At 42.5% G+C, this 25,982-nt stretch carries 25 protein-coding genes; 12 read left to right on the forward strand and 13 right to left on the reverse strand.

Features of this window, described 5'->3' with window-relative positions; genetic code table 11:
• Positions 1 to 53: 53 nt before the first annotated feature.
• Positions 54 to 614: an RNA polymerase sigma factor gene (locus LZG71_RS21545; RefSeq protein WP_233823918.1), complete on the reverse strand. Its 561-nt coding sequence runs from the start codon at positions 612 to 614 to the stop codon at positions 54 to 56.
• A gap of 210 nt (positions 615 to 824) precedes the next feature.
• Between LZG71_RS21545 and LZG71_RS21550 the strand changes: the two genes are divergently transcribed.
• The 12 genes from LZG71_RS21550 to LZG71_RS21605 all read left to right on the forward strand — a co-directional run bounded on the left by LZG71_RS21550 (position 825) and on the right by LZG71_RS21605 (position 14,450).
• The gene (locus LZG71_RS21550; protein WP_233823920.1) at positions 825 to 2,048 is read left to right on the forward strand and encodes a 4-hydroxy-3-methylbut-2-enyl diphosphate reductase; all 1,224 of its coding nucleotides are present in this window, start codon (positions 825 to 827) and stop codon (positions 2,046 to 2,048) included.
• Between the two features lie 120 nt (positions 2,049 to 2,168).
• The gene (locus LZG71_RS21555; protein WP_233823921.1) at positions 2,169 to 2,378 is read left to right on the forward strand and encodes a hypothetical protein; all 210 of its coding nucleotides are present in this window, start codon (positions 2,169 to 2,171) and stop codon (positions 2,376 to 2,378) included.
• Positions 2,363 to 2,746, forward strand: coding sequence for a type II toxin-antitoxin system VapC family toxin (locus tag LZG71_RS21560; RefSeq protein WP_233823922.1), 384 nt, complete (start codon positions 2,363 to 2,365; stop codon positions 2,744 to 2,746). The genes LZG71_RS21555 and LZG71_RS21560 overlap by 16 nt, the downstream gene beginning before the upstream one ends.
• 261 nt (positions 2,747 to 3,007) lie before the next feature.
• Positions 3,008 to 8,461, forward strand: a complete 5,454-nt coding sequence (locus tag LZG71_RS21565) for an alpha-2-macroglobulin (RefSeq protein WP_233823923.1) — start codon at positions 3,008 to 3,010, stop codon at positions 8,459 to 8,461.
• 106 nt (positions 8,462 to 8,567) lie between these two features.
• Positions 8,568 to 8,798 (forward strand): DUF433 domain-containing protein, encoded by a 231-nt coding sequence (locus LZG71_RS21570; RefSeq protein ID WP_233823924.1) that lies wholly within the window; start codon positions 8,568 to 8,570, stop codon positions 8,796 to 8,798.
• Positions 8,795 to 9,142, forward strand: a complete 348-nt coding sequence (locus tag LZG71_RS21575; RefSeq protein ID WP_233823925.1) for a DUF5615 family PIN-like protein — start codon at positions 8,795 to 8,797, stop codon at positions 9,140 to 9,142. The genes LZG71_RS21570 and LZG71_RS21575 overlap by 4 nt, the downstream gene beginning before the upstream one ends.
• Before the next feature lie 300 nt (positions 9,143 to 9,442).
• The gene (locus LZG71_RS21580) at positions 9,443 to 9,952 is read left to right on the forward strand and encodes an RNA polymerase sigma factor (RefSeq protein ID WP_233823926.1); all 510 of its coding nucleotides are present in this window, start codon (positions 9,443 to 9,445) and stop codon (positions 9,950 to 9,952) included.
• Positions 9,953 to 9,960: 8 nt separating this feature from the next.
• Positions 9,961 to 10,536 (forward strand): hypothetical protein, encoded by a 576-nt coding sequence (locus LZG71_RS21585; protein WP_233823927.1) that lies wholly within the window; start codon positions 9,961 to 9,963, stop codon positions 10,534 to 10,536.
• Between the two features lie 10 nt (positions 10,537 to 10,546).
• Positions 10,547 to 11,458: a DUF4097 family beta strand repeat-containing protein gene (locus LZG71_RS21590; RefSeq protein ID WP_233823928.1), complete on the forward strand. Its 912-nt coding sequence runs from the start codon at positions 10,547 to 10,549 to the stop codon at positions 11,456 to 11,458.
• 27 nt (positions 11,459 to 11,485) lie between these two features.
• Positions 11,486 to 12,736, forward strand: coding sequence for a hypothetical protein (locus LZG71_RS21595; RefSeq protein ID WP_233823929.1), 1,251 nt, complete (start codon positions 11,486 to 11,488; stop codon positions 12,734 to 12,736).
• A 26-nt stretch (positions 12,737 to 12,762) separates the two neighbouring features.
• Positions 12,763 to 13,212, forward strand: a complete 450-nt coding sequence (locus tag LZG71_RS21600) for a hypothetical protein (protein ID WP_233823930.1) — start codon at positions 12,763 to 12,765, stop codon at positions 13,210 to 13,212.
• Between the two features lie 29 nt (positions 13,213 to 13,241).
• Positions 13,242 to 14,450 carry a hypothetical protein gene (locus LZG71_RS21605; RefSeq protein WP_233823931.1) on the forward strand — a complete coding sequence of 403 codons (1,209 nt, stop codon included), beginning with the start codon at positions 13,242 to 13,244 and terminating at the stop codon, positions 14,448 to 14,450.
• A gap of 1 nt (position 14,451) precedes the next feature.
• Here the strand turns inward: LZG71_RS21605 and LZG71_RS21610 are convergent, their stop codons facing one another.
• The 12 genes from LZG71_RS21610 to LZG71_RS21665 all read right to left on the reverse strand — a co-directional run bounded on the left by LZG71_RS21610 (position 14,452) and on the right by LZG71_RS21665 (position 25,969).
• Positions 14,452 to 14,898 (reverse strand): DMT family transporter, encoded by a 447-nt coding sequence (locus LZG71_RS21610; RefSeq protein WP_233823932.1) that lies wholly within the window; start codon positions 14,896 to 14,898, stop codon positions 14,452 to 14,454.
• A 78-nt stretch (positions 14,899 to 14,976) separates the two neighbouring features.
• Positions 14,977 to 15,288 carry an NADH-quinone oxidoreductase subunit NuoK gene (gene nuoK / locus LZG71_RS21615; RefSeq protein ID WP_255713145.1) on the reverse strand — a complete coding sequence of 104 codons (312 nt, stop codon included), beginning with the start codon at positions 15,286 to 15,288 and terminating at the stop codon, positions 14,977 to 14,979.
• On the reverse strand, positions 15,285 to 15,806 hold the full coding sequence (locus LZG71_RS21620; RefSeq protein WP_233823933.1) for an NADH-quinone oxidoreductase subunit J: 522 nt from the start codon (positions 15,804 to 15,806) through the stop codon (positions 15,285 to 15,287). The genes nuoK and LZG71_RS21620 overlap by 4 nt, the downstream gene beginning before the upstream one ends.
• A 17-nt stretch (positions 15,807 to 15,823) precedes the next feature.
• Positions 15,824 to 17,488: a 4Fe-4S dicluster domain-containing protein gene (locus tag LZG71_RS21625; protein WP_233823934.1), complete on the reverse strand. Its 1,665-nt coding sequence runs from the start codon at positions 17,486 to 17,488 to the stop codon at positions 15,824 to 15,826.
• Between the two features lie 121 nt (positions 17,489 to 17,609).
• Positions 17,610 to 18,230, reverse strand: a complete 621-nt coding sequence (locus tag LZG71_RS21630; RefSeq protein ID WP_233823935.1) for a thioredoxin family protein — start codon at positions 18,228 to 18,230, stop codon at positions 17,610 to 17,612.
• A 44-nt stretch (positions 18,231 to 18,274) separates the two neighbouring features.
• Complete coding sequence (locus LZG71_RS21635; protein ID WP_233823936.1) at positions 18,275 to 18,727, reverse strand: methylglyoxal synthase; 453 nt, start codon at positions 18,725 to 18,727, stop codon at positions 18,275 to 18,277.
• A gap of 17 nt (positions 18,728 to 18,744) precedes the next feature.
• Positions 18,745 to 19,974: a glycosyltransferase family 4 protein gene (locus tag LZG71_RS21640; protein WP_233823937.1), complete on the reverse strand. Its 1,230-nt coding sequence runs from the start codon at positions 19,972 to 19,974 to the stop codon at positions 18,745 to 18,747.
• 69 nt (positions 19,975 to 20,043) lie between these two features.
• Entirely contained in the window at positions 20,044 to 21,954 is a 1,911-nt protein-coding gene (locus LZG71_RS21645; protein WP_233823938.1) for an alginate lyase family protein, read from the reverse strand.
• 185 nt (positions 21,955 to 22,139) lie between these two features.
• Positions 22,140 to 23,186, reverse strand: coding sequence for a hemin-degrading factor (locus tag LZG71_RS21650; RefSeq protein ID WP_233823939.1), 1,047 nt, complete (start codon positions 23,184 to 23,186; stop codon positions 22,140 to 22,142).
• A gap of 23 nt (positions 23,187 to 23,209) precedes the next feature.
• A complete protein-coding gene (locus LZG71_RS21655) occupies positions 23,210 to 24,034 on the reverse strand; it encodes a heme ABC transporter ATP-binding protein (RefSeq protein WP_233823940.1) in 825 nt (274 codons plus the stop codon).
• Positions 24,031 to 25,131, reverse strand: a complete 1,101-nt coding sequence (locus tag LZG71_RS21660) for an iron ABC transporter permease (protein ID WP_233823941.1) — start codon at positions 25,129 to 25,131, stop codon at positions 24,031 to 24,033. Before LZG71_RS21660 ends, LZG71_RS21655 begins: the two co-directional genes overlap by 4 nt.
• A 1-nt stretch (position 25,132) precedes the next feature.
• Complete coding sequence (locus LZG71_RS21665; protein WP_233823942.1) at positions 25,133 to 25,969, reverse strand: hemin ABC transporter substrate-binding protein; 837 nt, start codon at positions 25,967 to 25,969, stop codon at positions 25,133 to 25,135.
• Positions 25,970 to 25,982 lie beyond the last annotated feature (13 nt).

The raw sequence follows: 25,982 nt of genomic DNA on the forward strand, positions 1-25,982 counted from the left end.
GTTTAAAAAGTTTCAAACGCAAAGTCCTGCAACATTGTACTTCATTCTCCGGTTTACCTTTCCATCATTTCGATCAGCTTTCTCTTCCCTCTCATATACTGTGTACGCGAAGTCGACTCACTGATCCCTAATACTTCACCTATTTCTTCATGGTCGTAGCCTTCAAACAAATAAAGGCTCAGCACAACACGATAACCATCCGGCAATTTCAGTACAGCGTTACGTATCCGCTCCACTTCGAAAGAGGTATCATCTTCATTCCAAGCCGAGATTCCCTCTGCATGTTCATCCGATTCATTCTCCTGCCACTCGTCAATCTCAACCCACTTTACCTTCCTGCTCCTTACCTGATTAATCGCTTTGTTTACAACAATTTGTTTTAGCCAGGCTCCAAAAGTTGACTGCTGCCGAAACTGATGCAAATTGGAAAATGCATCCACAAAGGCTTCCTGCAAAGCGTCCTCTGCCTCACCCATGTGGTTAATGATCCGCATGCAAATGTTGAACATGGCTTTCGAGTAACTCTTGTAAAGCTCGTATTGAGCCTTTCGCTCCCCGAGTTTACAGCGTTCTACCAGTTCGACATGCCGGTCGATGTACAAATTTGTTTTCAAGCAGAAGGTTTAGTTTTTGAACGTTCTGAATCAAAGACATGAGTCAGGACAAAGATGTTGCATGTTATTAAAAATATTTCATAAAAAAGTGCTGCACGAACAATGCACAAAGTCATATTGTTGTTCATAAAGGACATGCGTATCTTTGAACGCAGTATTTACAACCAAGATTTACGCTAGCTGAAAGCTGGCGACCGATAGCCACGCATCATGAAAACATTCAATATCCCGGACTTTTACAGAAGCCGGATCATAACCCCGATAAAAGAAGCCAGAAGAAAAAAGGACAAACTGAAACGCGATTTCAGCCCTACGGTTTTGGATTTCGGACCTGTTCAGTTTCTGATCGCACGTCATTTCGGATTTTGTTATGGTGTGGAAAATGCCATTGATATTGCATACAGGGCTATTTCTGAAAATCCTGATAAGCGTATTTTTCTACTTAGTGAAATGATCCACAATCCGGATGTGAACCATGACCTGACAGACCGCGGCGTTAAATTTCTGATGGATACGAAGGGAAAGCAACTCATTGCCTGGGAAGAACTCACACCTGCAGATATTGTAATTGTGCCTGCTTTTGGAACTACAGTGGAAAACCAGAGTAAACTGGCAGAACTTGGAATTGATTCTTACGTATACGATACTACCTGCCCGTTTGTTGAAAAAGTTTGGAATCGGGCGGCTCAAATCGGTGAAAAAAATTACACAATTGTAGTTCACGGGAAACCATATCATGAAGAAACCAGGGCAACATTCTCACATAGCAAAGAAAACGCACCGACCGTTGTCGTTGAAAATATAGAACAAGCGCAAAGTTTGGCTAAATATATTACCGGCGAAGCAATATCAGACTCGTTTTTCAAAGAATTTGAAGGCCAGTTTTCTGACGGTTTCAATCCGGAAAAGGATTTAAAACGCATTGGTGTAGTGAACCAAACCACCATGTTGGCATCGGACACACAGGGAATTGCAGATTACCTCAAAAGTGTGATGATCAAACATTACAGTCTGCGCCCGGAACAGGTTGAAGAGCATTTTGCCAATACCCGTGATACACTTTGTTACGCAACAAATGACAATCAGGACGCCACTTATGCTTTGCTTACTCATGAAGCAGATATCGTGGTGGTTGCCGGAGGATACAACAGCTCGAATACCTCCCATCTGGTGGAATTATGTGAAGGAAAATTTCCGACTTACTTCATTGAATCTGTTAATAAAATTCTCGACAAACAGCTCATACGCCATTTTAACCTGCATACCAAAGAAGAAGTTGTTACAGAAAATTACCTTCCTGAAAACAGTCCGGTACGCATTATGCTAACCTGCGGAGCTTCCTGCCCCGATGCTGTTGTAGAAGCTATATTATTAAGATTACTATCCTTTTATGAAGGCGTGAAGCCGGTTGAGGAGGTGATGTTGGATTTTTGATGAGAGAGTGCCTATGTTCACGAACTTGCTTTTACTAAGAATTAGTTATCTTGCATGAAGTGAGAGTCTTGATCTCCCTTCCTTCAAGATTTTAATTGCATCATTTAATTGAATTATATCATGGATACGATGCTTATACAACTCACTAACCAAAAAGCTGTTCGGCTTTTGCATGAGCTAGAAGAGTTAAACTTGATTAAGGTTTTAAAAGAAAATATCGACTCCAAACCAAAATTATCGGACAAGTATAGAGGCGTATTCTCAAAAGAAGACGCCCAAAATTTTGATAATCATACCAAAATGATGCGTCAGGAATGGGACAATACCTGATTGATAACAATGTGATCTCACATTACTTTTCGGAACTATTATCTGAAAATGGGATGCTTTTTATAGCACAGATCCTTGATCAAACTCCCAACGTATCCGTTATTACTGAGATCGAAGCCCTTTCCTGGGTAAATCCCGACAAGAGTAAAGAGGCATTGATTAGAGAATTTATTAGTGATGCTAATGTGTTCCCTCTGACACCTGCAATTGTTAAAAGCTGTGTGAAAATCCGGAGAAATAGAAAGATCAAAACACCCGATGCAATCATTGCAGCTACGGCGATTGTTCATAATTTAATACTTATATCCAACGACGACCATTTCAAAGGAATAGAAGGACTACAATTGATTGATTCTCAAAGCCTCTAATAAAATCATCCGTCAATTTCGCCAAATGGAATCGTGGGAAGAGTTTACAGTGAAGCACAGGTATTTTGTGAAAAGGCCTTGCTGCAAAAGACAAACCACTGACCGATCATTTACAGGTATTGAAATTTGTTATGTTCAAAGCACAGGACCAATTTAGCCTCAACATTCCCGTCATAGCATTACCTATTAAATCCCTCATATTCCACCTTCGGAAATAATAAAAGATTACATTCGACGTATAATTGAAAATCTCCTTCGGATATGAAAATTTCTGCGTTCCGTGTACTCTGTTTCTTCATTATTTCTCTTCTGCTCAATAGTTGTTCGTCACTGAATGAGGTCAAGATTTCGGGCACCAATTTTACCGGCGAAATCAGTCAGTCGCAGAATCTGGTTTTTACATTTAACAAAGATCTGGTTTCAGAAAGTCAGCTCAATAGCTGGGATTCTACACAATATGTTCAGTTTGAACCGGCAGTAAAGGGAAAGTTCAAATGGACTGCTCCCAACGAAGTGGTTTTCTCCCCTCTCGCAGGATTTGCCCCGGCAACTGCATACAAGGCAAAACTTACTCCGCAACTTGTAAAAACAACTCCAAAAGATAAAAAGTACGGTATTACCGGAGATTTGGTGGAGTTCCATACTCCGTACCTCAATCTGATTGAAACCGAAAGCTGGTGGGCTTTGTCGAAGGAAAGCGGCAGACAGGAAGCACGTTTGAAACTAATTTTCAATTATCCTGTAAATGCTCAAAATGTAGCAGAAAGATTAAAAATCACACTTTCAAGCAATGCTGTTGATTTCAAAATACTTCCGTCGGCCAGTGAAAAATCTATTACCATCGCCCTTACCAATCCCGGCAAGGCGGACAACAACGCATCGCCTGTTACAGTAAATTTGACCAAAGGACTTAAAGCCCAAAACTTTGAATACATTACAAAAGAAGACATTTCGTCCTCTACAAGCCTGCCATCTCCGCTTCATCTGGAAGTAACGGACATTAAAACTGGGTTTGAAAATAATAGCGCATTCGCACGAATTATCACCACTCAGGAACTCAACCAGGAAAGTATTGAAAAAGGATTTGGGATAAATCCTGCATTGATAACAAAAACGGAAGCGACCGAAAATGGATTCATTGTTCGTGGAGATTTTAATGAAACGGAAACCTACGCACTTCTGATCAACAAAACTTTAAAAGGAATTTTAGGTCCAAATCTTGAAGAAGAAACCTCCAAAGATCTCTTTTTTGGCAAAATGCCTGCCGGTATATCATTTGCCAATAAAAAGGCATTGTACATGACTCCAAAAGGCTCCCGGAATATGGGCGTGCAAATTGTGAATGTGCCAAAAGTTCAGGTTCGGATTTCAAAACTATATTCGAACAATATTCTTGCCTACATAAGAAACAACAGATGGGAAGATTATGCTTACGTAGGCGACGTATGGACACCAAGTGGCGGTTTTCAATACAGCGATGATTCGGAAGGTAATTTTAGTGATATCATTGTAGATAAAACGGTAGATACGGAAAATCTTCCGGTGAATAAAGGAATTTCAGCTCTCAATATAGCATTGCCTGACGACAATCAGAGAAAAGGCATCTACCTGGTTTCGGTGAGTTCCAAAGATGAGGCGTATCTGGGTGCTACGAAGCTTGTTTCCATTTCGGATATTGGACTCATCGCAAAACAAGGGCAGGATGATATCTGGATTTTTGCGAATTCAATCAAAACCAATGAACCGCTTGCGAATCTGGAAATAACACTGGTTAGCTCCAATAACCAATCGGTATATACGCTAAAAACCAACGGAGAAGGAATTGCTCATGCCGAAAAACTGAAAGAAAAAGCTCCTGGTTTTCGAATTGCGATGATTACTGCGGGCGATAAAGATGATTTCAATTATCTGTTATTGGACGATACCCGTGTAGAAACTTCCAGATTTGAAGTGGATGGCCGCCGTGATAATCTCTCCGGATTTCAGGCTTTTGTATATGGTCAGCGGGATATTTACCGACCCGGCGAAACCATGCATTTCAATACGGTATTACGAACAGCCAATTGGAAAACGGCGAAGGAAATACCTTTGAAGTTGCGTCTCGTCACACCAAACGGAAAAGAGCTTCGTACCTGGCGAAAAAGTACAAACGAACAGGGAGCAGTGCAAACTGATATGGAACTCGATGCTGCCGTGATGACAGGAACCTATATCCTGGAAGTGTACAATGCCAATGATATTTTACTCGCATCCCATCCTGTAAGTGTTGAAGAATTTATTCCTGACCGGATTAAAGTTGATCTGAGTGGTGCAGTAAAAACCTACGTTTCCGGCGGCACTGTTGCACTAACCGCAACTGCCACGAACCTGTTTGGTCCACCTGCGGCAGACAGAACCTACGAAATGGAATCCCAGTTAAAACGTAAAGGCTATTTCGCTCCGAATTTCCCGCAATACACCTTTGATATTCCTGCCGTTACTTCTTTTGAAAGAGAGAGAAGGCAGGGCGTCACCAATGCTCAAGGCCAGGCTTCGGAACGTTTCGCGCTCGCTGCCGGACTAAAAGACATTGGTGTACTTGAAGGTAAAATTTATGTGACAGTCTTCGACGAAAACAGCCGTCCCGTAAATCGTTTACATCAATTTGAAGTTTTCACACAGCCTGTATTATACGGCGTGAGACTTCCGGCTACGTATTTTGGAGTAAATGCCCCGGTAGCGGTAGATCTGATCGGTCTTAACAATAAAGGCAATTTGCAGGGAGGAACTTCTGCAAAAGTGGAAGTGGTACGTTTGGAATACCAGACGGTGGTGGAAAAACAAAATGACCAACTGCGTTACACTTCCCGAAAAAAAGAAAAGGTAGTTTATTCCAATATATTGGGCTTGCCGAAAGGTCAGGGCACTTTCAGTTATGTTCCTGTTGTTTCAGGAGAATATGAAATCCGGGTTCGGAGACCGGGTGCAGCGCATTACACAGCTACCAACTTTTACGCTTATGGATCAGGTTACACCCAGTATTCTTCTTTTGAAGTCAGCAATGAAGGCAGGGTTTTGATAGAAACTGACAAACCTAAATACAACCTTGGCGAAAGTGCAAAAATTTTATTCAAAACACCTTTCGATGGTCGGTTACTTGTAACAATTGAGCGCAACAATATTCTGGAACAGCATGTGCTGACCACAGATAAAAAAGCTGCTGAGCTCAAACTGAATTTGAAAGAAGCACATCTTCCCAATGTGTTTGTCACTGCAACGCTTATCCGCCCATTGGATGCATCGGATATGCCACTTACCGTTGCACATGGCTTTGCTCCGATACTTGTACAGGATTCCAAGCGTATTTTGCCGGTTGCGATCACTGCCATCGAAAAGTCCAGGTCGAAGCTGACGCAGAAAATACGAATCAAAACCCAACCCAATGCGCAGGTTACGCTAGCCATTGTGGATGAAGGAATCTTGCAAATTAAAAATACCAAAACTCCCGACATACACGGTTATTTTTACCAAAAACGTGCTCTGGAAGTAACCAGCCATGATCTTTACGCCATGCTGTTCCCAGAATTAAACATCTCCGGCAATTCCAGTTCCGGCGGTGATGGCTATGATCTTGAACGGCGTGTGAACCCGCTGAGTAACGGACGAACCGAACTGGTTTCATTCTGGAGTGGAGCGCTCAATGCCAATGGAAGTGGAGAAGTTACATTTGATATTAACATTCCCCAGTTCAGTGGTGATCTTAGGGTGATGGCAGTTGCATATAAAGACAATGCTTTTGGCTCATCATCAAAAAACATAAAAGTGTCTGATCCGGTTGTGATTAGTTCTGGTTTGCCTCGCTTCCTGAGCCCGGGGGACGATCTCGTTCTGCCTGTGAACATTAGTAATACGGAAAGCAAAACAGCCAACGCAACAGTAAGCCTGCAACTCACCGGACCATTGGCCGGCACCTCCGCTGTTCAAAACATCAGTATTGCACCAGGAAAAGAAACGAGGGCGATTTTTTCCATAAAAGCAGCTCAGGCTATTGGAACTGGGAAAGTGATTGTAAAAGTAAATGCCTTTGGTGAAACATTTTCGCAGGAAACCGAGCTGATGGTCCGCCCGGCTTCCCCTTTACTGAATACCAGCCAGTCTGGTACCATAGCCGGTGGAACTCAGGGAATGATTAACCTGACCAATAGTTTTATTCCATCCACCAGTAGAAGCGAAGTGGTATTTAGCAGATCGCCGCTCGTACAAGGTGGAGGAAAAGCATTTTCAACGCTGTTGGGATATCCTTTTGGCTGTTTGGAACAAACAGTATCCAAAGCTTTTCCACAGCTCTATTTCGCTGATCTTGCCAAAGCAATGGCGGCACCGGTATATCTCGTAAAAAATGGAGAAAGCGATTTCAACCCAATGACCAATGTGCAGCAAGCCATTCGAAAAATAGAATCGCAGCAACTGTTCAACGGCGGCATGGCCATGTGGCCCGGAGCCGCCAGAGAAGACTGGTGGACAACAGCTTATGCAGTTCATTTTTTAGAAGAAGCGCGCAGAGCTGGGTTTGAGGTAAATACCAAAACACTTAGTAAAGCATCAGAATATCTGACTGGAAAAACAGGTGTAACCGCAACTAAGGAAGTCGTTGTGGCAAGTACAGGTAACGGACTTGCGTACAACGGAGAACCGTCGTCGGGTTCGCAGGTTCGGAAAACGGTTGCGAAACGGGAGGCTATTTATTCTCTTTATGTACTTGCACTTGCCGGACAACCCAACCGAGCAGCAATGAATTATTACAAGCAAAACCAACAACTGCTCACCACCGACTCCAAGTACCTACTTGCCGGTGCATTTCAGTTGGCTGGGGACACACGTAATTTTGCTGCTTTGCTACCAAAAGCATATTCTTTTGCAGATAACAACCAGACTTTCGATGATAGTTATTCATCTCCTCTGAGGAATATGGCTTTGGTGTTGAATACACTTCTGGAATCGGATCCGGACAATTTGCAGATTACGCCTCTTTCAAGACAACTTTCAAAAGCACTACAATCGGCTTCGTATCTGAACACTCAGGAGGCTGCATTCGCTGTACTGGCTTTGGGAAAAGTGGCCAAACAAAGTGCAGGTTCAACTGTAACAGCCACCGTATTGTCTGCGGGGAAAAATATTGCGGCATTCAACGGCAAGGAATGGAAAGTGTCCAAAGGAATTGCTAACCAAAAACTCGCCGTTGCAACAGCTGGCAAAGGGAATTTGTACTGGTTTTCACAAAGTGAAGGGATGTCGGCTACGGGATCGTTCACGGCGGAAGATCAGGGATTGCGCGTAAGAAGATTATTCCTGACCAGAGATGGAAAACCTGTGAGTCAATTGAAACAGAACGACCTTGTTGTTGTAAAATTATCGCTTGTCAGCACCAATGGTCTGCCGGTTGAAAATGTAGTGGTAACAGACATTCTGCCCGCCGGGTTTGAAATCGAAAACCCAAGAATTACCGAACCACGAGATATGCCATGGATCAAACAAGCTGCTGTACCTGATTATCTCGACATTCGTGACGACCGCATCCATTTTTTCACTACTGCCGGAAAAATTGAAAAGTCATTTTACTATCAGGTTAGGATTGTTTCCAAAGGAACTTTCACCGTGGGTCCAGCCGCCGCAGACGCCATGTATCAGGGAGAATACAGGAGTTATTCCGGTGGCGGGAAAGTGACTGTACAGTAATAACTTTTAGAAATATGAGTAAAAAGGAAATTGCCTGTTAAAAGAGTAGCTACAAATTTTTTACAGTCGTTACTCGTTATATTTGTATTAACTAAGTTGAAAGAAAATGAACTGGCAAGAATATATCTCCTTGAATCCCCAGGTTATGACAGGTAAGCCTGTTATTAAAGGAACCCGTATAACTGTTGAACTAATTTTGGAAAGGCTTGGCAACGGCTGGACGACGGAACAACTTCTTGAATCCTACCCTCATCTTTCGGCAGACTCCATACGCGCTTGCTTACTCTATGCTGTCGATTCCGTTAAAAACGAAATCATCCATGACATTGCTGCATGATGCGTATACTCGCTGATGAAAATATTGATTATCCGGTAATTCGAAATTTAAGAGAACTCGGATTCGAAGTATTTTCTATTATGGACATGCACCAGGGCGAGGATGATAACTTTGTACTGTCTGTTGCAAATGAATTGGATTGCATACTTTTAACAAATGATAAAGATTTTGGTGATCTGGTTATAAGAAAGCAACTTCCACACAAAGGAGTTATCCTCCTTAGACTTTCATCTCAAAGTGTAACGGAGATTTCGGATGTCATTGTAAAAATTTTACAGACTTACAGCGAGCAAATTATCAACAAATTCACTCTCGTTAGCGATACTAAAATTAGAATACGGTAGTCATCATCTATTGTGAAAAAGCGCCACTATCTGATAATTCGCCATTACTACTGGAAAATTATCGGATAATAATTGATTACTGTTAGAAAAATATCGAAAAACCGGATTGCTCAGCAAGCCACTCCACTTGGTCACCCGCAATATTCACAATTCTTAATCTGTGAACAATTCGTGCATCCCCGGCATATAATTGACACATTTAGCAAGATTATAGTAGTTTGTGCAAACATTTTTTCGCACCCATACAACCATTCTGCTACCTAAAAGCCTCTTTAATCCGGAAACACTAAATACCTATCCATGACATCGGAGGCGGAACTTATTTCGGGTTGCCTTTTACATGACCGACTTGCGCAACGGCTCCTTTACGACCGGTACAAGAAAGCCATGTACACGCTCGCCTATCGCATTACCGGTGATTTTGATGATGCAAACGATGTCATTCAGGATGCGTTTCTTGAAGTGTTTAAACATTTGAGCCAGTTCAGAGGGGAAGCAACACTTGGCGCCTGGATCAGGCAAATCGTAATACGGAAAGCTACTAAAAAGAAGAAAATAGTTGTCTGGCAAAATTTGGATGATAGCCCCGTGGAAAGTATCAATTGGGCTGATGACAACATCAACATTGCACATCTGGAAACCGCAATTCTGGCTTTACCCGATGGCTTTCGTACCATTTTCGTATTGGCTGAAGTAGAAGGTTATACACATCGTGAAATCGCAGCAATGCTTGGTATTTCCGAAGGAACTTCAAAGTCTCAGCTGTTTCATGCCAAAAGAAAATTACGGATCATGCTCACTTCCAAATGATGAAAAACATGGAGCATAACAGAGAAATATTAAAAGACGCCTTACAAAACCTTCCCTCCTACGAGCCAAAGGAGATGGTTTGGAATGATATAGATCGAAAACTGAATGAATTACCATTACAACAGGCACTTGCAAGCCTTCCTGAATATGAGCCTGACGACAGAATATGGGAAGTGCTTGAACTAAATTCTCAGCAAAAAAGGAAAACATTAGTTACCTGGTGGTATGCTGCTGCCGTGCTGCTGTTAGTTGGTCCGATCGGTTTTTGGTTTGTGAATAAGGACAAAGGAAAGATAATCACCTACTCTGAGGAAGTGGTTGACGAACGCCTGCAAACCGCCGAAATACAAGAAACCGATAACCAGTATCAGAAACTAAAAGCCTGGTGCGAATCGGAAACGTTGGTTTGTAATACCGTTGATTTTAAGCAATTAAAAGAAGAATACGAAACATTACAACTTGCCTCGGAACAACTTCAGGCAGCAATGGGAAATTACAATTCGGAACCTGAACTCGTGAGGCAGCTGAGCATGGTGGAGCAGGAAAAAGCAGGAATTTTGAATAAAATGGCAAAAATGATTTAGCACAAAAACCATGAAAAAATTTGAGAATAAACTTTTACGAAATCTGCTGTTTGTCACAGCAATACTTATACTGAGCGTTCTGTTCAATGAGCAATCCGTGCATGCGCAGGGGGTGTTGCAAGTGGCTACCAAAACGGTTGAAAAAACAATCAAAACACCTGCCATCCGCACGCTTCACATCAATGCTGAAAAAGCGGATATCGAACTCATTGCATGGGATCGGCAAGACATTTCGGTGGTTTTGGAATTGTCGTCCCGCCATCCTGATAAAGCTACCGCAACAGCAGACCTGGGCAAATCCCAATTCCTGGCCGACCGCAGCGGAAGGGATTATTTCTTACGCAATTATATTCAACTGAAAGAAGGTGAAAGTAAACCGCTCTCCAACCTCAAAGCCAAATATACCATTCATCTTCCCGCGTCCTGCGCCATTGATCTTAAAAACACTTTCGGGACCATTCTGATGAAAGGACTTACAAACAACATCAAAATGAAGGCAGATTTTTGTAGCACATCTCTTTCCAACATCAGAGGCAAAGGAGTTGTTGGAACTACGTTTGGTGAATTGAACGGAACGGACATTTCCGGCACATTCTCGCTTTCCACTGATCATACCAACGTGCGTTTAGAGACCATAGGCGGTGCTTTCAGTGTGGATGCGGTATATGGAAACATTGAGATACACTCATCTCCTGCACTTTCCAGCCTTGCTATTCAATCCAAAAAATCGGTGGTTTCTTTCCTTACAAAAAACTGGCAGCAGTTCGATTACACTATCAATAGTGCCTACTCCACGGTAAAACTCCCCAATGGATTTAAATGGAAACGAAACACGACAGACTTTAAGGATGCCTTTTTCTCAAAAAACAGACTGGCTCATATACAGATCAATGCAGAATTCGGCGATCTGACTATTAGGTAATAACTACTCATCAACAATACATTAGCTATGAGAATAGCCGGGACTCTTATATTCATTTTGCTTTTTACCAACGTCGTATTGGCTCAGGATAGCACGCAGATAAGCTATTCTGAAATCCAGGATACGCTTGTAAAACAGCGCTTTATCGATAGATACGAAAATGTATTTATGACAAAAGTGCCGACACGGCATATGTTTAAGGTGGGGATTTCGCAGTATTATCAGGCTACCCCTTTTCCGCTATATAATGAAATGCCATTTACCAATTTATCCCTGCACTTAGGGTATGAGTTTAAATTTCTACCAGCATTTTCAATTGCACTTTCGGGCCATATTCCTAATTACGGAACCTCTGCACCACTCCGATATGCTTGGTCAAGCACTGTTTTAGATGCACAATTGCGCTGGTTTGTTGATATGAAAAGGAGAATAAGAAAAGGCAAGAGTGCAAACAATTTTAGTGGTAATTACGCCGCACTATTTTACAATTTACCAGGAACCTACGATTATCGGGAAATCGTCGGATTGAAATTAGGGCTTCAAAGGCGCTTTTTAAACTCTGGATTTATGGATTTTGCAATTGCCTTGGAGCATGAAATACAGGGTGGAAATTCCATCTCAACTCAGGCCAGCTTTGGATTTGCTTTTGGCGATTGGAAAAAAGCTAAGTCTGCTCCTATTTGTGACATACTGTTTTGCGACGAAAATATTCAAGAGCAATGGAAAATTAAACTACCGGAACTAACCTTTGGATATTATTTAAACAGAATTCGTGCAGGTGTTGCATACGAACGTAAAGTAAAGGAGACTCCATTTTCGCTCAATTTTCAGCTGGATTTAGGTGTAAACAAAGGATTTAACTATATAAGCAGAAAAAATCTGGCTGACTTTACACCAGAATATTATCCTTATAGCTACAAACTCACATTTTCCAAAGAGTTTTTTTCCTCATTCTCAATTCAACCCAGATATTACTTTTTACAAAAAAGACAGCAAACGCGCGGTCGGACGAGTAATGGATTGTCCTCATTCTACACGGGGATCAATTTTGAAAATAATTTTTACATTGGAGATCATGGAGACCTTTCATACATGAGGGGAAAAGCAATTGTAAAACAAAACACCCTCCACATCGGTCCCATGATAGGCTTCCAGCAAAGGGTTTTCAAAAACGGATACATTGATTTAAATACTTCTTACAACTATAAAAGAGAGTTCTATAATGACCAAAATTCATTTGGTTTTAGGGGGAATCTTTCGGTTGGATTAGCATTCTAAACTATGAATTTCTATCGAGTATTTTAATGCTAAAAGGAATCAAGCCATTCGTATTCCTATTTCTGATCATTACCGCTTTGTGTTATATGTTTTATCGCAACAACCAAACCACCACGCCTCCCATGGAAAATGAACAACACTATTATCACAGATGGATCAAGATCAACCAGCATTTGTTCTTGCTATCTAAAAATTGCAGGATGGGAAAAATGCAAACGGCGAACAACACATTCGAGGATTTAAGACAGGAATGGATGTATCAGGATATGCTTGCTAAAACTTCAAAAAATGGAACAATAGCCAAATACCACTACCCTTCCGACAGTCTGCTGAGATTGGATGGCCTTCTTTCAAATGAAAAGGAAGACGTTCATTACCTGAAAACAGACCGACAGATAATACTGGAAATAAAAAGGATTAACGACAAAATGGATAGCATGTTTTCGCACATGCATCAGGGAGGAATAAAACGTTGATCTCACTGAAAAACAACCATCTATCAGCCATGAAAAAACTTCTCTTACTACTTCTTTTTGTCTTTGCAGGGAAACTTCATGCCCAGGATACAACCAAAATCGTATACACATCTGAACAGGACACGCTCATAAAGCAACGTTTCATAGACAGATATGAGAATGTGTTTATGACCAAAGTGCCGACACGGCATATGTTTAAAGTTGGATTGGAATTCTATCCGCTCGGTCGCTTTGAATTTGGCGGATCTGGTATTCAAACCGGGTGGCTCACCGCCGGATATGAGTTTAAATTATCACCTTCTATTTCGCTTGGGGCAAATATCAAAAGCACTGGTGGCTGGTTATCCAGCTCAGGATGGCGAGGAAATCTGGCAGCAAGTTTCCAGGGACGCTGGTATTTCGATATGAACCGGAGGATCGCTGAGGGTAGAAGTGCCAACAATTTTAGCGGGAATTATCTGGCAATTATAGCAGAAAACAATTGGAGAGATTATTCTGCCAACCACATGAGAGCAGGTGTCGAATTTGGTTTGCAAAGAAGATTTTTTAACAATGGAATACTTGACTTTGCAGCGGGTGTATACTACTTCGATAATCCGTACAACTATTCTAACGTTTACCGAAAAATAAACAATTTTGAAATTTCTACAAGAACGACATTAGGATTTGCTTTTGGCGACTGGAAAAGAGCAGGACACATTCCAGCCTGTGATGTATTTCGTTGCGACGAGGTGGTTTCCAGCCAATGGAAAGTGCTCTGGCCAACTGTAAGAATAAGCCACATCACAAGTGTCTCACTTGGACTCGCATACGAGAGAAAACTTGGTAATTCTCCCGTTTCAATCAACACACAAGTATCAGGTGATTATCTCCGCATGGCTTTCACATCAATTTCGGACTCTGAGATATACAATACTAACAGTTATCAATTTCGGTCGTCCGTACAAGCCAGATATTACTTTTTGCAGAAACGAAATATCCGTAAAGGACGCGGCGGAAATAATTTGTCGGGTTTTTATGCAGGTCCCAATGTAGACTACGTTTATTATCACCATTCCGACATATACAATCGGGACAAACGACATTTGGGTGCAGGTTTTACGTACGGATATCAGAAAACGCTATTCCGCAATGCTTATGTAGACATTTCCGGAACACAGAGCTGGAATTTGTTGAGAGGTCAACCAGGAGCAAATAGGTTGGGATCATTCAAGGTTGGCTTTGGTCTGACATTTTAATTCAATTTTTCAGAATTAAAACAACCCCAGCGACAACCAAAACCGCTCCTGTAAGTCTTGGAAGTGTAATTTGATGCACTGCAAAACCTTGTAAACCGAAGTGATCGATGGTCATTACCGTTGCCATTTGTCCGGCAATAATCAGGCACATCATATTGGAAGAGCCTATTTTGCGGACAATAAAAATAACAGTGATTACATAGAATGCGCCAAGTGCGCCTCCCAAAAAGCGGGTCAGTGGGATCTGTTGAAAGTCGTTTATTTTAGGAACCGGATTCTCATTAAAACAGGCAAAAACGATGAGAAGAATAACCAGGCCGATAGAAAAGGAAAAGATTCCCGCCAGAATTGGATTGTTGATTGATTCCCGTAATTGCGCGTTTACCCCGGATTGAACGGCATTTGAAATTCCAATCAGAAAAGCGAGAACAAGAAATATCCAATTCATTTGGACTTAAGATGTTGTTAAAAGACGATAAACCGGTTGGCAAATGTATCCCTTTTCTTCTTTTTTCTGGCAGCAAACCTATTTTTTAAGGTCGCTTACCTTGTCAGGATCCACGGTGTTGTAATGCCCAAAAACCCGTAAAATAATAGCCAGAGCCACGGTTACCTCTGCTGCTGCAACTACAATTACAAAAAGGGCAAAAAGTTGTCCGCTCAGTTTTTCAGGATCGTAACGACTAAAAGCGATCAGGTTTATGTTGACGGCATTGAGCATGAGTTCTATCCCAAGCAACATACCAATGAAATGCCTTTTGGTGATGGTAATTGCCAAACCGATGCAAAATAGCGCTGCCGCAACAAATAGATAATGTTCTAACGGAATGGTATTCATTGGGCAGGATTTCGGTTTAATGCAAGATAAGCGGCTCCTACCAAAGCAACGAGCAAAAGTATTGCAGCAATTTCAAAAGGTAATAGATGGCTTGTCATCAGCTCAACACCGATAGTTCGGATTGTAGAATTGCTGCTGATCACCTCGCCTTGCATGGCAAAACGGGCATCAAGAATGATATAACCTAAGAACACGAATAACCCTGAACCGGCAAGAAAACCTGCAATTTCCCTGGAAGGAAGAACTTCGACCTTGTTGGGGGTATCTGAAACGGTGTTATTATTTGCTTTTTGTGTAAGCATGATCCCGAAAATAAGGAGAACAAGTATACCTCCTACATAAACCATGATTTGAGTAACAGCCAAAAAATCGGCACCGGCCAGTACATACAACGCCGCGACACCCAGGAATGCCAGAAACAAGGCAAACGCACCGTAGATCAGGTTTCGTGAAAACAATATAAAAAGTGCCGATGCAATGGCCAGTATAGAAAAGCTATAAAACGCTGCTGCTTCCATTTGAATATCAATCTGATTTACTCGTCCTTAGGTTTTGGTTTCATCGTCGGGCGAAACGCAGGTTTGGGCTTCACAATCTCCTCCGGTTTTTCTTCACTGATCTCACCGGTCTTTTCTTCCGAAACCACCGTCTTACTCTCTGCTTTAACATCAGTTTTCGGTTTCATCGTCGGACGAAACGCTGGCTTGGCGGCGACAGGTTCAGGACTTGATTCTACTGGTGCTTCCGAAGTCGGTTCAGGCACATCAGCAACCTTTGGTTTCATCGTTGGGCGAAATGCGGGTTTTGCGGCGACAGGAGCAGGAGTGTCAGCTGCTGGTGTTTCCGAAATCGGTGTAGCAGGATCAGCAACCTTCGGCTTCATCGTTGGGCGAAATGCTGGTTTAGCCGCAACTGGAGCAGGAATCTCATCTGCTGGTGTTTCCGAAATCGGTTCAACTGGATCAGCAACCTTCGGCTTCATCGTAGGACGAAACGCTGGCTTGGCGGCAACAGGTGCAGGAGGTTCATCGGCTGGTGTTTCCGATATCGGTTCAGATGAATCAGCAACCTTTGGTTTCATCGTAGGACGAAATGCTGGTTTTGCTGCAACTGGTGCAGGAGTTTCATCGGCTGGTATTCCCGAAGTCGGTTCAGATGCATCAGCAACTTTCGGCTTCATCGATGGACGAAATGCAGGTTTTCCTACAACAGGCGCAGGAGTCTCATCTGCTGGTATTTCAGAAATCGGTTCAACTGAATCAGCAACTTTCGGCTTCATCGATGGACGAAATGCTGGTTTTGCTGCAACTGGTTCAGAGTTTGCTTCAATGGGCAAGTCTGTCTTCGGTTCAGCGGCTTCCGTTTTTGGCTTCATCGAAGGCTTGAATGGAAGCTTTGCAACTGGCTCTTTTGTTACTTCGGGCTGGGAATCCGTTTCTTCCGATTTAGCTGCAACTGGTATAAAAGGTTTTCTTGGTTGGAAAGTCGGACGTGTCGGAGCAACAGGTGTTTCCTCTTTCGCCTCGATTTCCTGAACTTCTTTTTCCTGAATTTTAGGTTTAATAGTAGGCTTAAATGCAGGTTTCGGCTTGGGTGCATCCGGAGTAACCTCAGAAGCTGTAACCGTTTTTTGCGCAGCTTTCAGCGCTTCTTTTTCTTTCTGGAATTGTTCAAGCAGCATGCGTTTCTCGTCTGCTTGTTCTTCCGTCAGGTTCGAATAATTGTACACCATGTCCCTCACATCCAGCTCACTGTAATCGAATGTCTTCGTCATTGTGAGGCATTCTGTAGGGCACACGGTGGTACAAAGGCCGCAATAGCAGCACTTTGCCATGTCAATATCGAATTTCGCAGCGTAAAGTCGTATGGGCGAACCGTCAGAAGCACGTCCAACTTCCTCAATGGCACGAATCGGCTCAATCTCAATACAGTCAACCGGACAAACCTTCACACACTTGTCACAGACTATACAATCGTCCATTTCATTGTGCAGCCTGTAACGCCCGTTGTCGGGAATAGGAATGGTTTCCTGTGGGTATTGTATGGTAACCAGCCCGTCCTGTAAATCAAAGAAGTTCCCAGAACGGATATCGGTATTGGTACGCCGCCGACGAGCCTGCCACAAGTGTCGCCAGGTGAGCCGCATACCTTTTAACGTGGTGCCAATTCCGTCTGATATATTTTTAAAGTAGGTCGACAATGTTGGTATAATCTCAATAATCAGTTCAAAACCGTTGAATGGGCTGAGATTCTATCTCTCGAAGAGAATATAAAATGACGATATCAGCCTATTACAAAGATAGAGTAATCCGGCTAAAAACTCACTTTTCTACGAACACTCCTTCCAGAATCTCCGTCAATTCTTTTTGAACGGATTTCGTTTTGTCAGCAATGTACCACCGCTGGATGTCCTCCACGAACTCCTTCACCGTTTTCGTTGGCTCTGCCTTAAATTGAAGCATGAGTTCATTGGCTCCCGCCGGACGTGGTCCCCAGGTGAAAAGTTCATTAAAATCACCATCCACAGCAATTAACTTTGGAATAGACCGTCCGCCATTGCTAAGATATGCATCCATCAAGGCAGGATTTTCGTCCCGTAAAAGCAGCTTTACAGTGATGGAAGGGTTAGATAGTGCCGCAGCAGCAAGCACCGGTATATTTTGGGCGGCATCGCCACACCACGCCTCGGTAAGGATATACCAGGTTTGAGGAATGCTGATCTGGCTAACCAGGTTTTTCAACGTTTCATCAACGACCACCGTTTTATTCAGCCGCTGCATTCTTGCCAGGTTCAATTTAGTATAATGGGCATATTCTTCCGACTGTTTCGGACCGGTTGTCCTGTTTTCAGCAACAACCTTTTCCATCAACAACATGTAATCTGCGTAAGAATAAGCGGTTTCGGTAATCGACAAAGGAAATAAATCTGCTACGTTTTTCATTGGTAATTTCTTTATAAATGAAACCCGCAGACAGTCCTTTCGGTTCACACTTTTCGGTTCAAATAGGTGCTGTAATCGATTTGTGTAGCAATATATTCTTCGTCCATCAGCGGCGAGGTGAACATAAAATCAGCCGTGGCGCGGTTGGAAGCTACCGGGATATTCCATACCACACAAAGCCGGAGCAACGCTTTCACATCCGGATCATGCGGCTGAGCTGACATTGGATCCCAAAAAAAGATGAGCAGATCAATGCGTTCTTCGGCAATCATTGATCCCACTTGCTGGTCACCTCCAAGCGGACCGCTAAGCAAACGGATAACAGGTTGATTGAGCGTTTCTTCTAGTAACTTCCCCGTCGTTCCGGTGCCATACAACTCATTTTTGGCAAGCATTTCCCTGTTTGCATAAGCCCAGTCCATCAGCTCGGCTTTACGATTATCATGCGCTACCAGTGCAATTCTTTTTCTGGGGTGAATATTTCTGAAGTTTACCATTGAAGTCTTTTTCTAATTTAAAGTTCTTCAAGATAGTCCAAATACTGTTTTGCCAGCACATCCCGGTTGAAATATTCTTCGGCATAACGATACCCATTTTCACCTTGTTGGTGAAGTAAATGTTGATTATTGATACAGTAGCGAATCTTTTCAGCAAAGTCCAACGGATTTTCGGGCTCCACAAATATTCCAGCGTCTGCCTCTTCCACCAGCTTTCTGGAAATGCCATCAATCACCATTAAAACCGGCTTTTTACAGGAGAAATAATCAAAGGTTTTATTCGAATATATGGTTTTAAAAATTTCGATTTTTTGAAGCACTGATGTACCCATATCCGAAGCAAGGATAAATTCAAACACAGTATGCTTTGCCATTTTATCCAAAAAACGGACGTTCTTTAAATTTCTTCTTTGCGCTTCATCGACCAGCCATTTCTTGTGATCCCCATCGCCTATCAGCAAAAAGTATGCATTCGTATCCTGAACCAGTTCAGCAGTTTCCAATATCTGAATCAGGTGATTGGCAATTCCGTGTGCACCCACATAAACGATTACAAATTTATGATCTAGTTGATGTTCCTTCCTGAAATTATCCCTGTCAAAATGAATGGACACTTCACTTGCAATCCTGAAATCTGCTGCATTGGGAATGTAAATTAGTTTTTCGGCAGGCACCTTTTTCCTCTTCATCAGGATTTCCCGAAAAGCCGGAGTTAACACGTTTATCAGTTGTGCTTTTTCATATATAAATCCTTCGAGCCAGTAGGCGGCTTTAATTAGAAGTTTGTTCTTCAAAACGTGCGTTTGTATCGCAGATTCTGGCCAGATATCTCTTACTTCGAATACAAAAGGAATGCGCTTAAGCCAGGAAAGTACAATGCCGGTTATGCCAACAAACAAAGGCGGCGAACTGACAATCACCAGATCATATTTTGATCTTGCATGAAAAATACCAGCCCAAAGAGCGCTGAATGTGAAGGAAATTAAAATTGATAGTTTTTTGAAATAACCCTTTGTACTTACAGCTGTGGCCGGGCAGGAAATTACCTCTACTCCATCGAAATTCATTTTTGAGGTGAACGATTTCGAAGAAATTTGTGCAGAATTATGCTCCATATAATGGATAATTCCGGCCAAAACGGTAACCTGATGGCCCGCCTCCACCCAAATCCGGCTCATTTCATTCCATCGGGAACCTCCGCCATCGTTGTCTTTCAGAAAAAATTGGTGAACCAGCAGAATGTGCATCAGGAATAGAATTACAATTTCTATCCTTTGAGACTGTAATTGTTTAGATAAGTTGCTCAGGTTACGATTCTATAAAAACTCAATAACTGTACGAATGTAAGGGAGCTTTGAACTAAACGTAATTTGCTGACATTCCGATTTTTTTCCGTAGAACTCCGCGTACCAGCCCGATGAAATCACTGGAACAATTTCACGCTCATTTTCATCAAAAGCCTTCATTGAAAAATGATCAAAAAATATTTCCGAAGGATGCCATAACTGATTCATATCCATTCCCGGAGGCAGGTTTTCAATCCAGTCTTCCACCACCCAGCGTAAAACTCCCAACTTTTTTGTAACCCGACGGCGGTGAATGATACCAGACCCCAAATGTTTAAATCCTTCGAAATAACCGTCAAAAACCACCTCGCTTTTTTCTTCATATACGTTCCACGCACCCTCGCTCTTTTTGATCCAGTTAAACCAAACGAAACCCGGTCCTTTTTTCATTTGATCAGAATCACCTAGCATTACGGTATTGTGAGAGGTAGTTCCCATAAAATATCGGCTGGTTTTATCATCTATATGGTAAGAAAATGAGCCCGCATCCCGCAGAATATTTTCACCATTTACCCAGATATCAATATGCAGATTATCAGCCTGAAACGGTCTGTGTTTGTAATTACCACACCGAATGAATGTAAAAGACTCGCTCTCCCGCAACGCATAATATCCGCTTTGCGAAAGGGGCATATGATTTGGAGCGATTCTATGTCCCTCTGCCCCACGCCCTCCACCCAACACTCCCAGCCAAAAATTTTCTTCTTCCCAGTTTTCTGGTTCATAACCCAAATCAACATTCAGCACATTTGCCAATGCTGCCAATTGAGGCCGATAATCTCTGAAATGACATTCGCTTAAAGGAAAAAACAAAGCGCCATCGTTGTTTCCGTAATTGGGTAGCCAACCGGTTTTATCATTCTGAAAATTTCGAAGGAACTTTAAAGATTTACGCGCCCGATTATAAACCAGATCATTCCATCGTTCCTCATTCAGTTCTGCTAATTTGATAGCCCAAGTAAATAATTGAATTACTACACGATGGTAATTCATTGAGGATTGAAGAAACGCCCCATTTTCGTCAATCTGATATTCCACCTCTTCTTCAAACCATCTTTTACCATTTTCTTTCCAGGCTTTACTTTCAGGGAAAAACGGATACAATAGCCCGGTCAAATACAATGCAAGTGTTTCGGTGAGTGCATGATTGTTCCTGACAGCGACCCTGGAAAATTGAATATTCCGGTCAACGTGGTTCATTTGCTGGTAAATACTGTTCGCTATTTTAGCAAACAAGAATTCTGTCAAATGGTCTGATTGTTTGTAATAATGCAAGGCGAAAGTCCAGTTGAAAACACGAAGACTAATCTCCTGACCACATTTCCAGTTGGGCCCGCAGTTAGCCGGATTGGAATCTATCCAGCTTTCAATTTTATCAAAAACCATTTGCGACTGGTCTTCGCCAAAATGGAAGTCGTACCGAATGAGATCATACAAAAAAGTAAACCGTGATTTCTCCCAGACATATTTGATATCACCAGCCTGCCGAGAAAAGTCGGGAATTTCACTCCAGTGTTGATTCTGATCGTATGTAAAACCGGTTACCGGATTGGTATGCCAGTCAGAAACATGAAACTGTTGACAACTGAAATATTGGAATTCATCTCTGTGAATTGCCTTCACGCGTTTTTGTAGTGACTCAAAATCCTGTTCGCATTTGAGTTTCCTTAATGACTCATAATGCGGAGTGAAAAATTGTGCGGACTGGTTGCGCCAGTCAGTAAGAGCGATAACATTTACCTTACTGTTGTGTTTTGGGAAACGGATTTTCAGCAATCCGGTTCGCCGTTGAATTTCAAAACAAATCCTGAAAAGTACATAACGGAAACCCATGTTCCTGAGTGACTGAACCAGCAAAATGAGGCAATACCGCACGTTCATGACTTCCAATTTTCAAAGTGATACGAGCTTGATTCACAACACAGAATTTCGACTATTGCTTAGATGAAAACAGGCTTTGGGGGTCACAAAAAAAGACCGATCCAATTCGGACCGGCCATTTCTAATTACTATGGCGAAATTATTTTTTAGCCGCTGTTTGTGTCTCCACACACTTCCGCAAAATTCTATAATCTGGTTGCCGAATCTTCAACCAGTTTCGTCCATTCTGGTAACTCGGGAATACCTGGTTTACGTTTTCCAAAAAACTGATTGAACATTGTTCCTTCTTTATCGATCAGCTCGATGCCTGTAACGATACCTGCCTCACTTGGCTTTTTAACCACCCACGCTTCATCGATCGCATCCTGACGCAAATGCAGATTGAACTCAGGATCCATGATGTTCAACCACGGCCCCATCACAAATATTTTATTGATAGGACCTGTGTGAATCTGAATACAGTTTGGGTTTGAAACAAACACCATAATTGGCACCTGAATTTCAGAAGCGTTGTCAAAAACCGTTTTCATACTTTCCGGTGTGATTTGGTAAGCATATCCTTCCGGAGCATTACGCAAAGCCTGCTTGCGCGACAGTTTGTACTTTCTTAGCAAAGTGAAGAAGTCGTGTGTATCTTTCAGAGCCAGCCATTCGGCCTGAAAAGCCTCCACATCAATTTCCGGCATTGTTTCTTCTTCTGTCTTCTTTTCAGCTCTTGGCAATATTAATAACTGAGCATCCTGATCAGCGGCTTTGTATTTTTCTACCAAAGCATCATAACCCGCTTTCTCGCTTTTTTCTGTCAGGTAAATCTTATGAGCCGCATCACCATTGCTGTTAAAAAACTGTAAACTATGACGGTCACTTTCATGAACTGCAAAGCCAAATTTCCAGTCTCCGAGGAACAGACGAAGATCAATATCAGCACCTAAAACAAGTCCAACATGGTTATTGAAAGATATATTTTCATAAACTCCCTTGCGTTCGTGTACTACGTGATCGTTGCGGGTAAGAGCCATTACGTGCCCTAGCGAGCCGGCTTCTTTTAGCAATTCTCTAAAATCCCCTTCCAGTAAAATAACATTCTCTCCAATACCCGTTGCTACAAGTTCTGCTTCGGTCGTATTCAATTCTTTGGCTGCATCCCTGATGCGGGTTTTGGGATTTTCCTGCTTAAATGCTGCCCAACTATCTTTAAGTTCTGCACGTCCTGTTGTGAGGATTGTTTTCATAGTGAATTCTTATTTTCCTGTTATTAGTTTTGACTTTGTATGCGATGGTGATTACCTCCCGTTAAAGCGTCCGGTAACATATCCGGAACAATGATCGGGAAGTGGGTATGATCGGGCTGAATGATCCGTACAGTCAGCCCGAAACTGTCTTTAATGTTTTCTTCTGTTAAAACCTGCTCGGGTGCTCCGGACGCAAATGCGCTTCCGTCTTTCATGATCAATACCTGGTCCGCATATTGCAGAGCCAGGTTCAGATCGTGAACAACCGCAATTACACCATATCCTTTTGCCGTCATTTCCCTTGCCAAACGAAAGGTTTCGTACTGATGCAATAGATCCATTCCCGTCGTAGGTTCATCAAGCAATATGAGTCCCTGATCTATTTCCCAGATCTGAGCCAATGTCCTCGCCAGCTGAACCCGTTGCTGCTCCCCTCCCGAAAGTGTAGGAAATAATCTGCCTTTAAAATGAGCAATCCCAACTTTTTGCAAACAATGATCTACAATAGCAATATCACGGTCGGTGGGCTGGGAATCGTAAAAAGGATAACGTCCCATGAGCACAATTTCCTGAACTGAGAAAGCCAGTGATATCGAATTTTGCTGCGCCAAAACGGCACGTCTGCAGGCAAGTTCTTTTAATTTATATTTTCTGAGGTCCTTGCCATGAAACGTGATGCTTCCAGATGTAGGCGTATGTTCCCGTGAAAGCAACTTCATCAGCGTAGACTTCCCCGCTCCGTTAGCTCCCACAATAGCCCAGAATTCACCAGGTTTTACACTGAAACTTACATTGTGAAGCAGTTTTCTGTTTTTAACACCAAAATCGACATTGGTTACCTCAATCATATTTTTCGTCTTTTTTGGTCCCAGAGAATGTACAAAAAGAACGGCGTTCCCAGTAACGCAGTAAGTATGCCAATAGGCAACTCGGACGGTGCCACAACGGTACGTGATATTGTGTCGGCCAAGGTGAGCACAATGGCTCCTCCCAACGCAGAGCCCACCAAAAGGGTTTTATGATCAGGACCAAAAGCGCTTCTGATGATATGCGGAACAACCAATCCAACAAAACCAATGGTCCCGGCAACAGCCACGGAAGCTCCTACTCCCATCGTCGCAAGTATGATCACCTGACGTTTCAAAGCAGTCATATTCACACCCAGTGCAGCAGCCTGGCTTTCTCCCAATACAAGAAGATTTAAGGCTTTGGACAAATAGGGCATGAAAAGAACAGAGCAAAATACGAATGGCGCCACGGCAATTACAGATGTCCAATTGGCTCCGCCAAGACTTCCGAGGTTCCAGAATGTAATGGTACGAAGCTGGTCGTCGCTAGCAAGATAAGTCATTAGGCCCGTCATGGCGCCAACAAAAGCATTGATAGCAATACCACAAAGAAGTATGGTTGTCATCCCTCCTTCGCCGGTGAGTTTGGATAACTGATACACCAGCAATGTAGTGAGTGCGGCACCAACAAACGAAGCAATTGACAGCGTGTAAGCTCCTCCGATTTCACTGATAATTCCAAAATATTTTGCGTTGAGCATAATCACTATTACAGCAAATAGCGAAGCACCGGATGTAACACCTATTAATCCTGAATCGGCTATTGGATTTCGGAAAAGGCCTTGCAAAGATGCACCGGCAATACCCAGGCCAGCGCCAACAAGAATAGCCAGACAAACCCTGGGTAATCTTATGATCCAGAAAACCAGTGATTTTTGTTCTTCGAATGTCGCTACATCGGCTAGTCCAAGCTTAAAAAGTATGATTTGTAACAATTCGGCAGGAGTAATGGTCAATGCACCAACTGATGCGGATATCACCGCACATATAAGTAGCAGAATGCCCAGTACGGTAGCCACCCCCAAAGTCGATATTTTTCGTTTCGCAGGAACGTTTGAAATAACAGATGTAAGTTCGGGCTTTGTCTGAACCTGCATATTATTTGATTTTTTGAGCTAATTCTATCGCTGCTTTTCCCAGTCTTGGTCCGAATCCCGTTAAGAATTGACCGTCCATCGCCACAATTTTCCTGTTTCTTCCCGCATTGGTATTGGCTATTCCTGGTACTTTCAAAAGTCCGTCTGCACCTTCTACGCTATCCAATCCACTGGAAAATAAAACCAGGACATCCGGATTCGCGGCCAGAAGAGATTCAGCAGTTAGTGGCTTGAACTCAGTAAAACCTTGAACTGCATTCTTATTGCCCGTCAGAGAAAACAATCGGTCAAGGGAAGTACCGGTGCCAGAAACCATCAATGTACCAGTACCTCTTGCGTAGATGAAGAGAAGTTTTTTAGGGGAAGCAGGTTTCGTTATTTTGGCAAGATCGGCTTCCAGCGATTTTACCATTTTTTCTGCCTGTGGTTTGGCATTGAAGTAAGCACCTACTTCTCTTATCAATTTGATAGCCCCTTCTTTCGAATATTCGTGCTTGAACTCTACAACCTTTTTTCCACTGCTGTTCAATTGTTTGATCAAACTGGGCGACAACATGCTCTGATCTGTATATACGATCACGTCCGGGTTCAATGCGATAATTCCTTCGGCAGCAATACTACGATTGTGACCGATTTTTGGCACTTTGTCGAGCGATGCCGGATAAGTGCTTGTGATATCAACACCCACCAGCTGTTTTTCCAAACCCAATCCTGAAATGATTTCACTTAATGTTCCGTTCGCAGACACGATACGTAATGGTTTGGATGCTTTTGTTGAAGCAGCCAGAAAAATGGCAAAGAACGTAAGTACTATTTTAAACGAATTCTTTGTTAGCATAAGTCAATGTATG

The organism is Dyadobacter sp. CY312 (assembly GCF_021390535.1).
Lineage (GTDB): Bacteria > Bacteroidota > Bacteroidia > Cytophagales > Spirosomataceae > Dyadobacter.

What these genes read in the sequence shown, in the direction of transcription:
- LZG71_RS21550 (WP_233823920.1), top strand. Translation starts at nt 825, where the DNA reads ATGAAAACATTCAATATCCCGGACTTTTACAGAAGCCGGATCATAACC.
- LZG71_RS21555 (WP_233823921.1), top strand. Translation starts at nt 2,169, where the DNA reads ATGGATACGATGCTTATACAACTCACTAACCAAAAAGCTGTTCGGCTT.
- LZG71_RS21560 (WP_233823922.1), top strand. Translation starts at nt 2,363, where the DNA reads ATGGGACAATACCTGATTGATAACAATGTGATCTCACATTACTTTTCG.
- LZG71_RS21565 (WP_233823923.1), top strand. Translation starts at nt 3,008, where the DNA reads ATGAAAATTTCTGCGTTCCGTGTACTCTGTTTCTTCATTATTTCTCTT.
- LZG71_RS21570 (WP_233823924.1), top strand. Translation starts at nt 8,568, where the DNA reads ATGAACTGGCAAGAATATATCTCCTTGAATCCCCAGGTTATGACAGGT.
- LZG71_RS21575 (WP_233823925.1), top strand. Translation starts at nt 8,795, where the DNA reads ATGATGCGTATACTCGCTGATGAAAATATTGATTATCCGGTAATTCGA.
- LZG71_RS21580 (WP_233823926.1), top strand. Translation starts at nt 9,443, where the DNA reads ATGACATCGGAGGCGGAACTTATTTCGGGTTGCCTTTTACATGACCGA.
- LZG71_RS21585 (WP_233823927.1), top strand. Translation starts at nt 9,961, where the DNA reads ATGGAGCATAACAGAGAAATATTAAAAGACGCCTTACAAAACCTTCCC.
- LZG71_RS21590 (WP_233823928.1), top strand. Translation starts at nt 10,547, where the DNA reads ATGAAAAAATTTGAGAATAAACTTTTACGAAATCTGCTGTTTGTCACA.
- LZG71_RS21595 (WP_233823929.1), top strand. Translation starts at nt 11,486, where the DNA reads ATGAGAATAGCCGGGACTCTTATATTCATTTTGCTTTTTACCAACGTC.
- LZG71_RS21600 (WP_233823930.1), top strand. Translation starts at nt 12,763, where the DNA reads ATGCTAAAAGGAATCAAGCCATTCGTATTCCTATTTCTGATCATTACC.
- LZG71_RS21605 (WP_233823931.1), top strand. Translation starts at nt 13,242, where the DNA reads ATGAAAAAACTTCTCTTACTACTTCTTTTTGTCTTTGCAGGGAAACTT.
- LZG71_RS21610 (WP_233823932.1), bottom strand. Translation starts at nt 14,898, where the DNA reads ATGAATTGGATATTTCTTGTTCTCGCTTTTCTGATTGGAATTTCAAAT.
- nuoK (WP_255713145.1), bottom strand. Translation starts at nt 15,288, where the DNA reads ATGAATACCATTCCGTTAGAACATTATCTATTTGTTGCGGCAGCGCTA.
- LZG71_RS21620 (WP_233823933.1), bottom strand. Translation starts at nt 15,806, where the DNA reads ATGGAAGCAGCAGCGTTTTATAGCTTTTCTATACTGGCCATTGCATCG.
- LZG71_RS21630 (WP_233823935.1), bottom strand. Translation starts at nt 18,230, where the DNA reads ATGAAAAACGTAGCAGATTTATTTCCTTTGTCGATTACCGAAACCGCT.
- LZG71_RS21635 (WP_233823936.1), bottom strand. Translation starts at nt 18,727, where the DNA reads ATGGTAAACTTCAGAAATATTCACCCCAGAAAAAGAATTGCACTGGTA.
- LZG71_RS21640 (WP_233823937.1), bottom strand. Translation starts at nt 19,974, where the DNA reads ATGCACATTCTGCTGGTTCACCAATTTTTTCTGAAAGACAACGATGGC.
- LZG71_RS21645 (WP_233823938.1), bottom strand. Translation starts at nt 21,954, where the DNA reads ATGAACGTGCGGTATTGCCTCATTTTGCTGGTTCAGTCACTCAGGAAC.
- LZG71_RS21650 (WP_233823939.1), bottom strand. Translation starts at nt 23,186, where the DNA reads ATGAAAACAATCCTCACAACAGGACGTGCAGAACTTAAAGATAGTTGG.
- LZG71_RS21655 (WP_233823940.1), bottom strand. Translation starts at nt 24,034, where the DNA reads ATGATTGAGGTAACCAATGTCGATTTTGGTGTTAAAAACAGAAAACTG.
- LZG71_RS21660 (WP_233823941.1), bottom strand. Translation starts at nt 25,131, where the DNA reads ATGCAGGTTCAGACAAAGCCCGAACTTACATCTGTTATTTCAAACGTT.
- LZG71_RS21665 (WP_233823942.1), bottom strand. Translation starts at nt 25,969, where the DNA reads ATGCTAACAAAGAATTCGTTTAAAATAGTACTTACGTTCTTTGCCATT.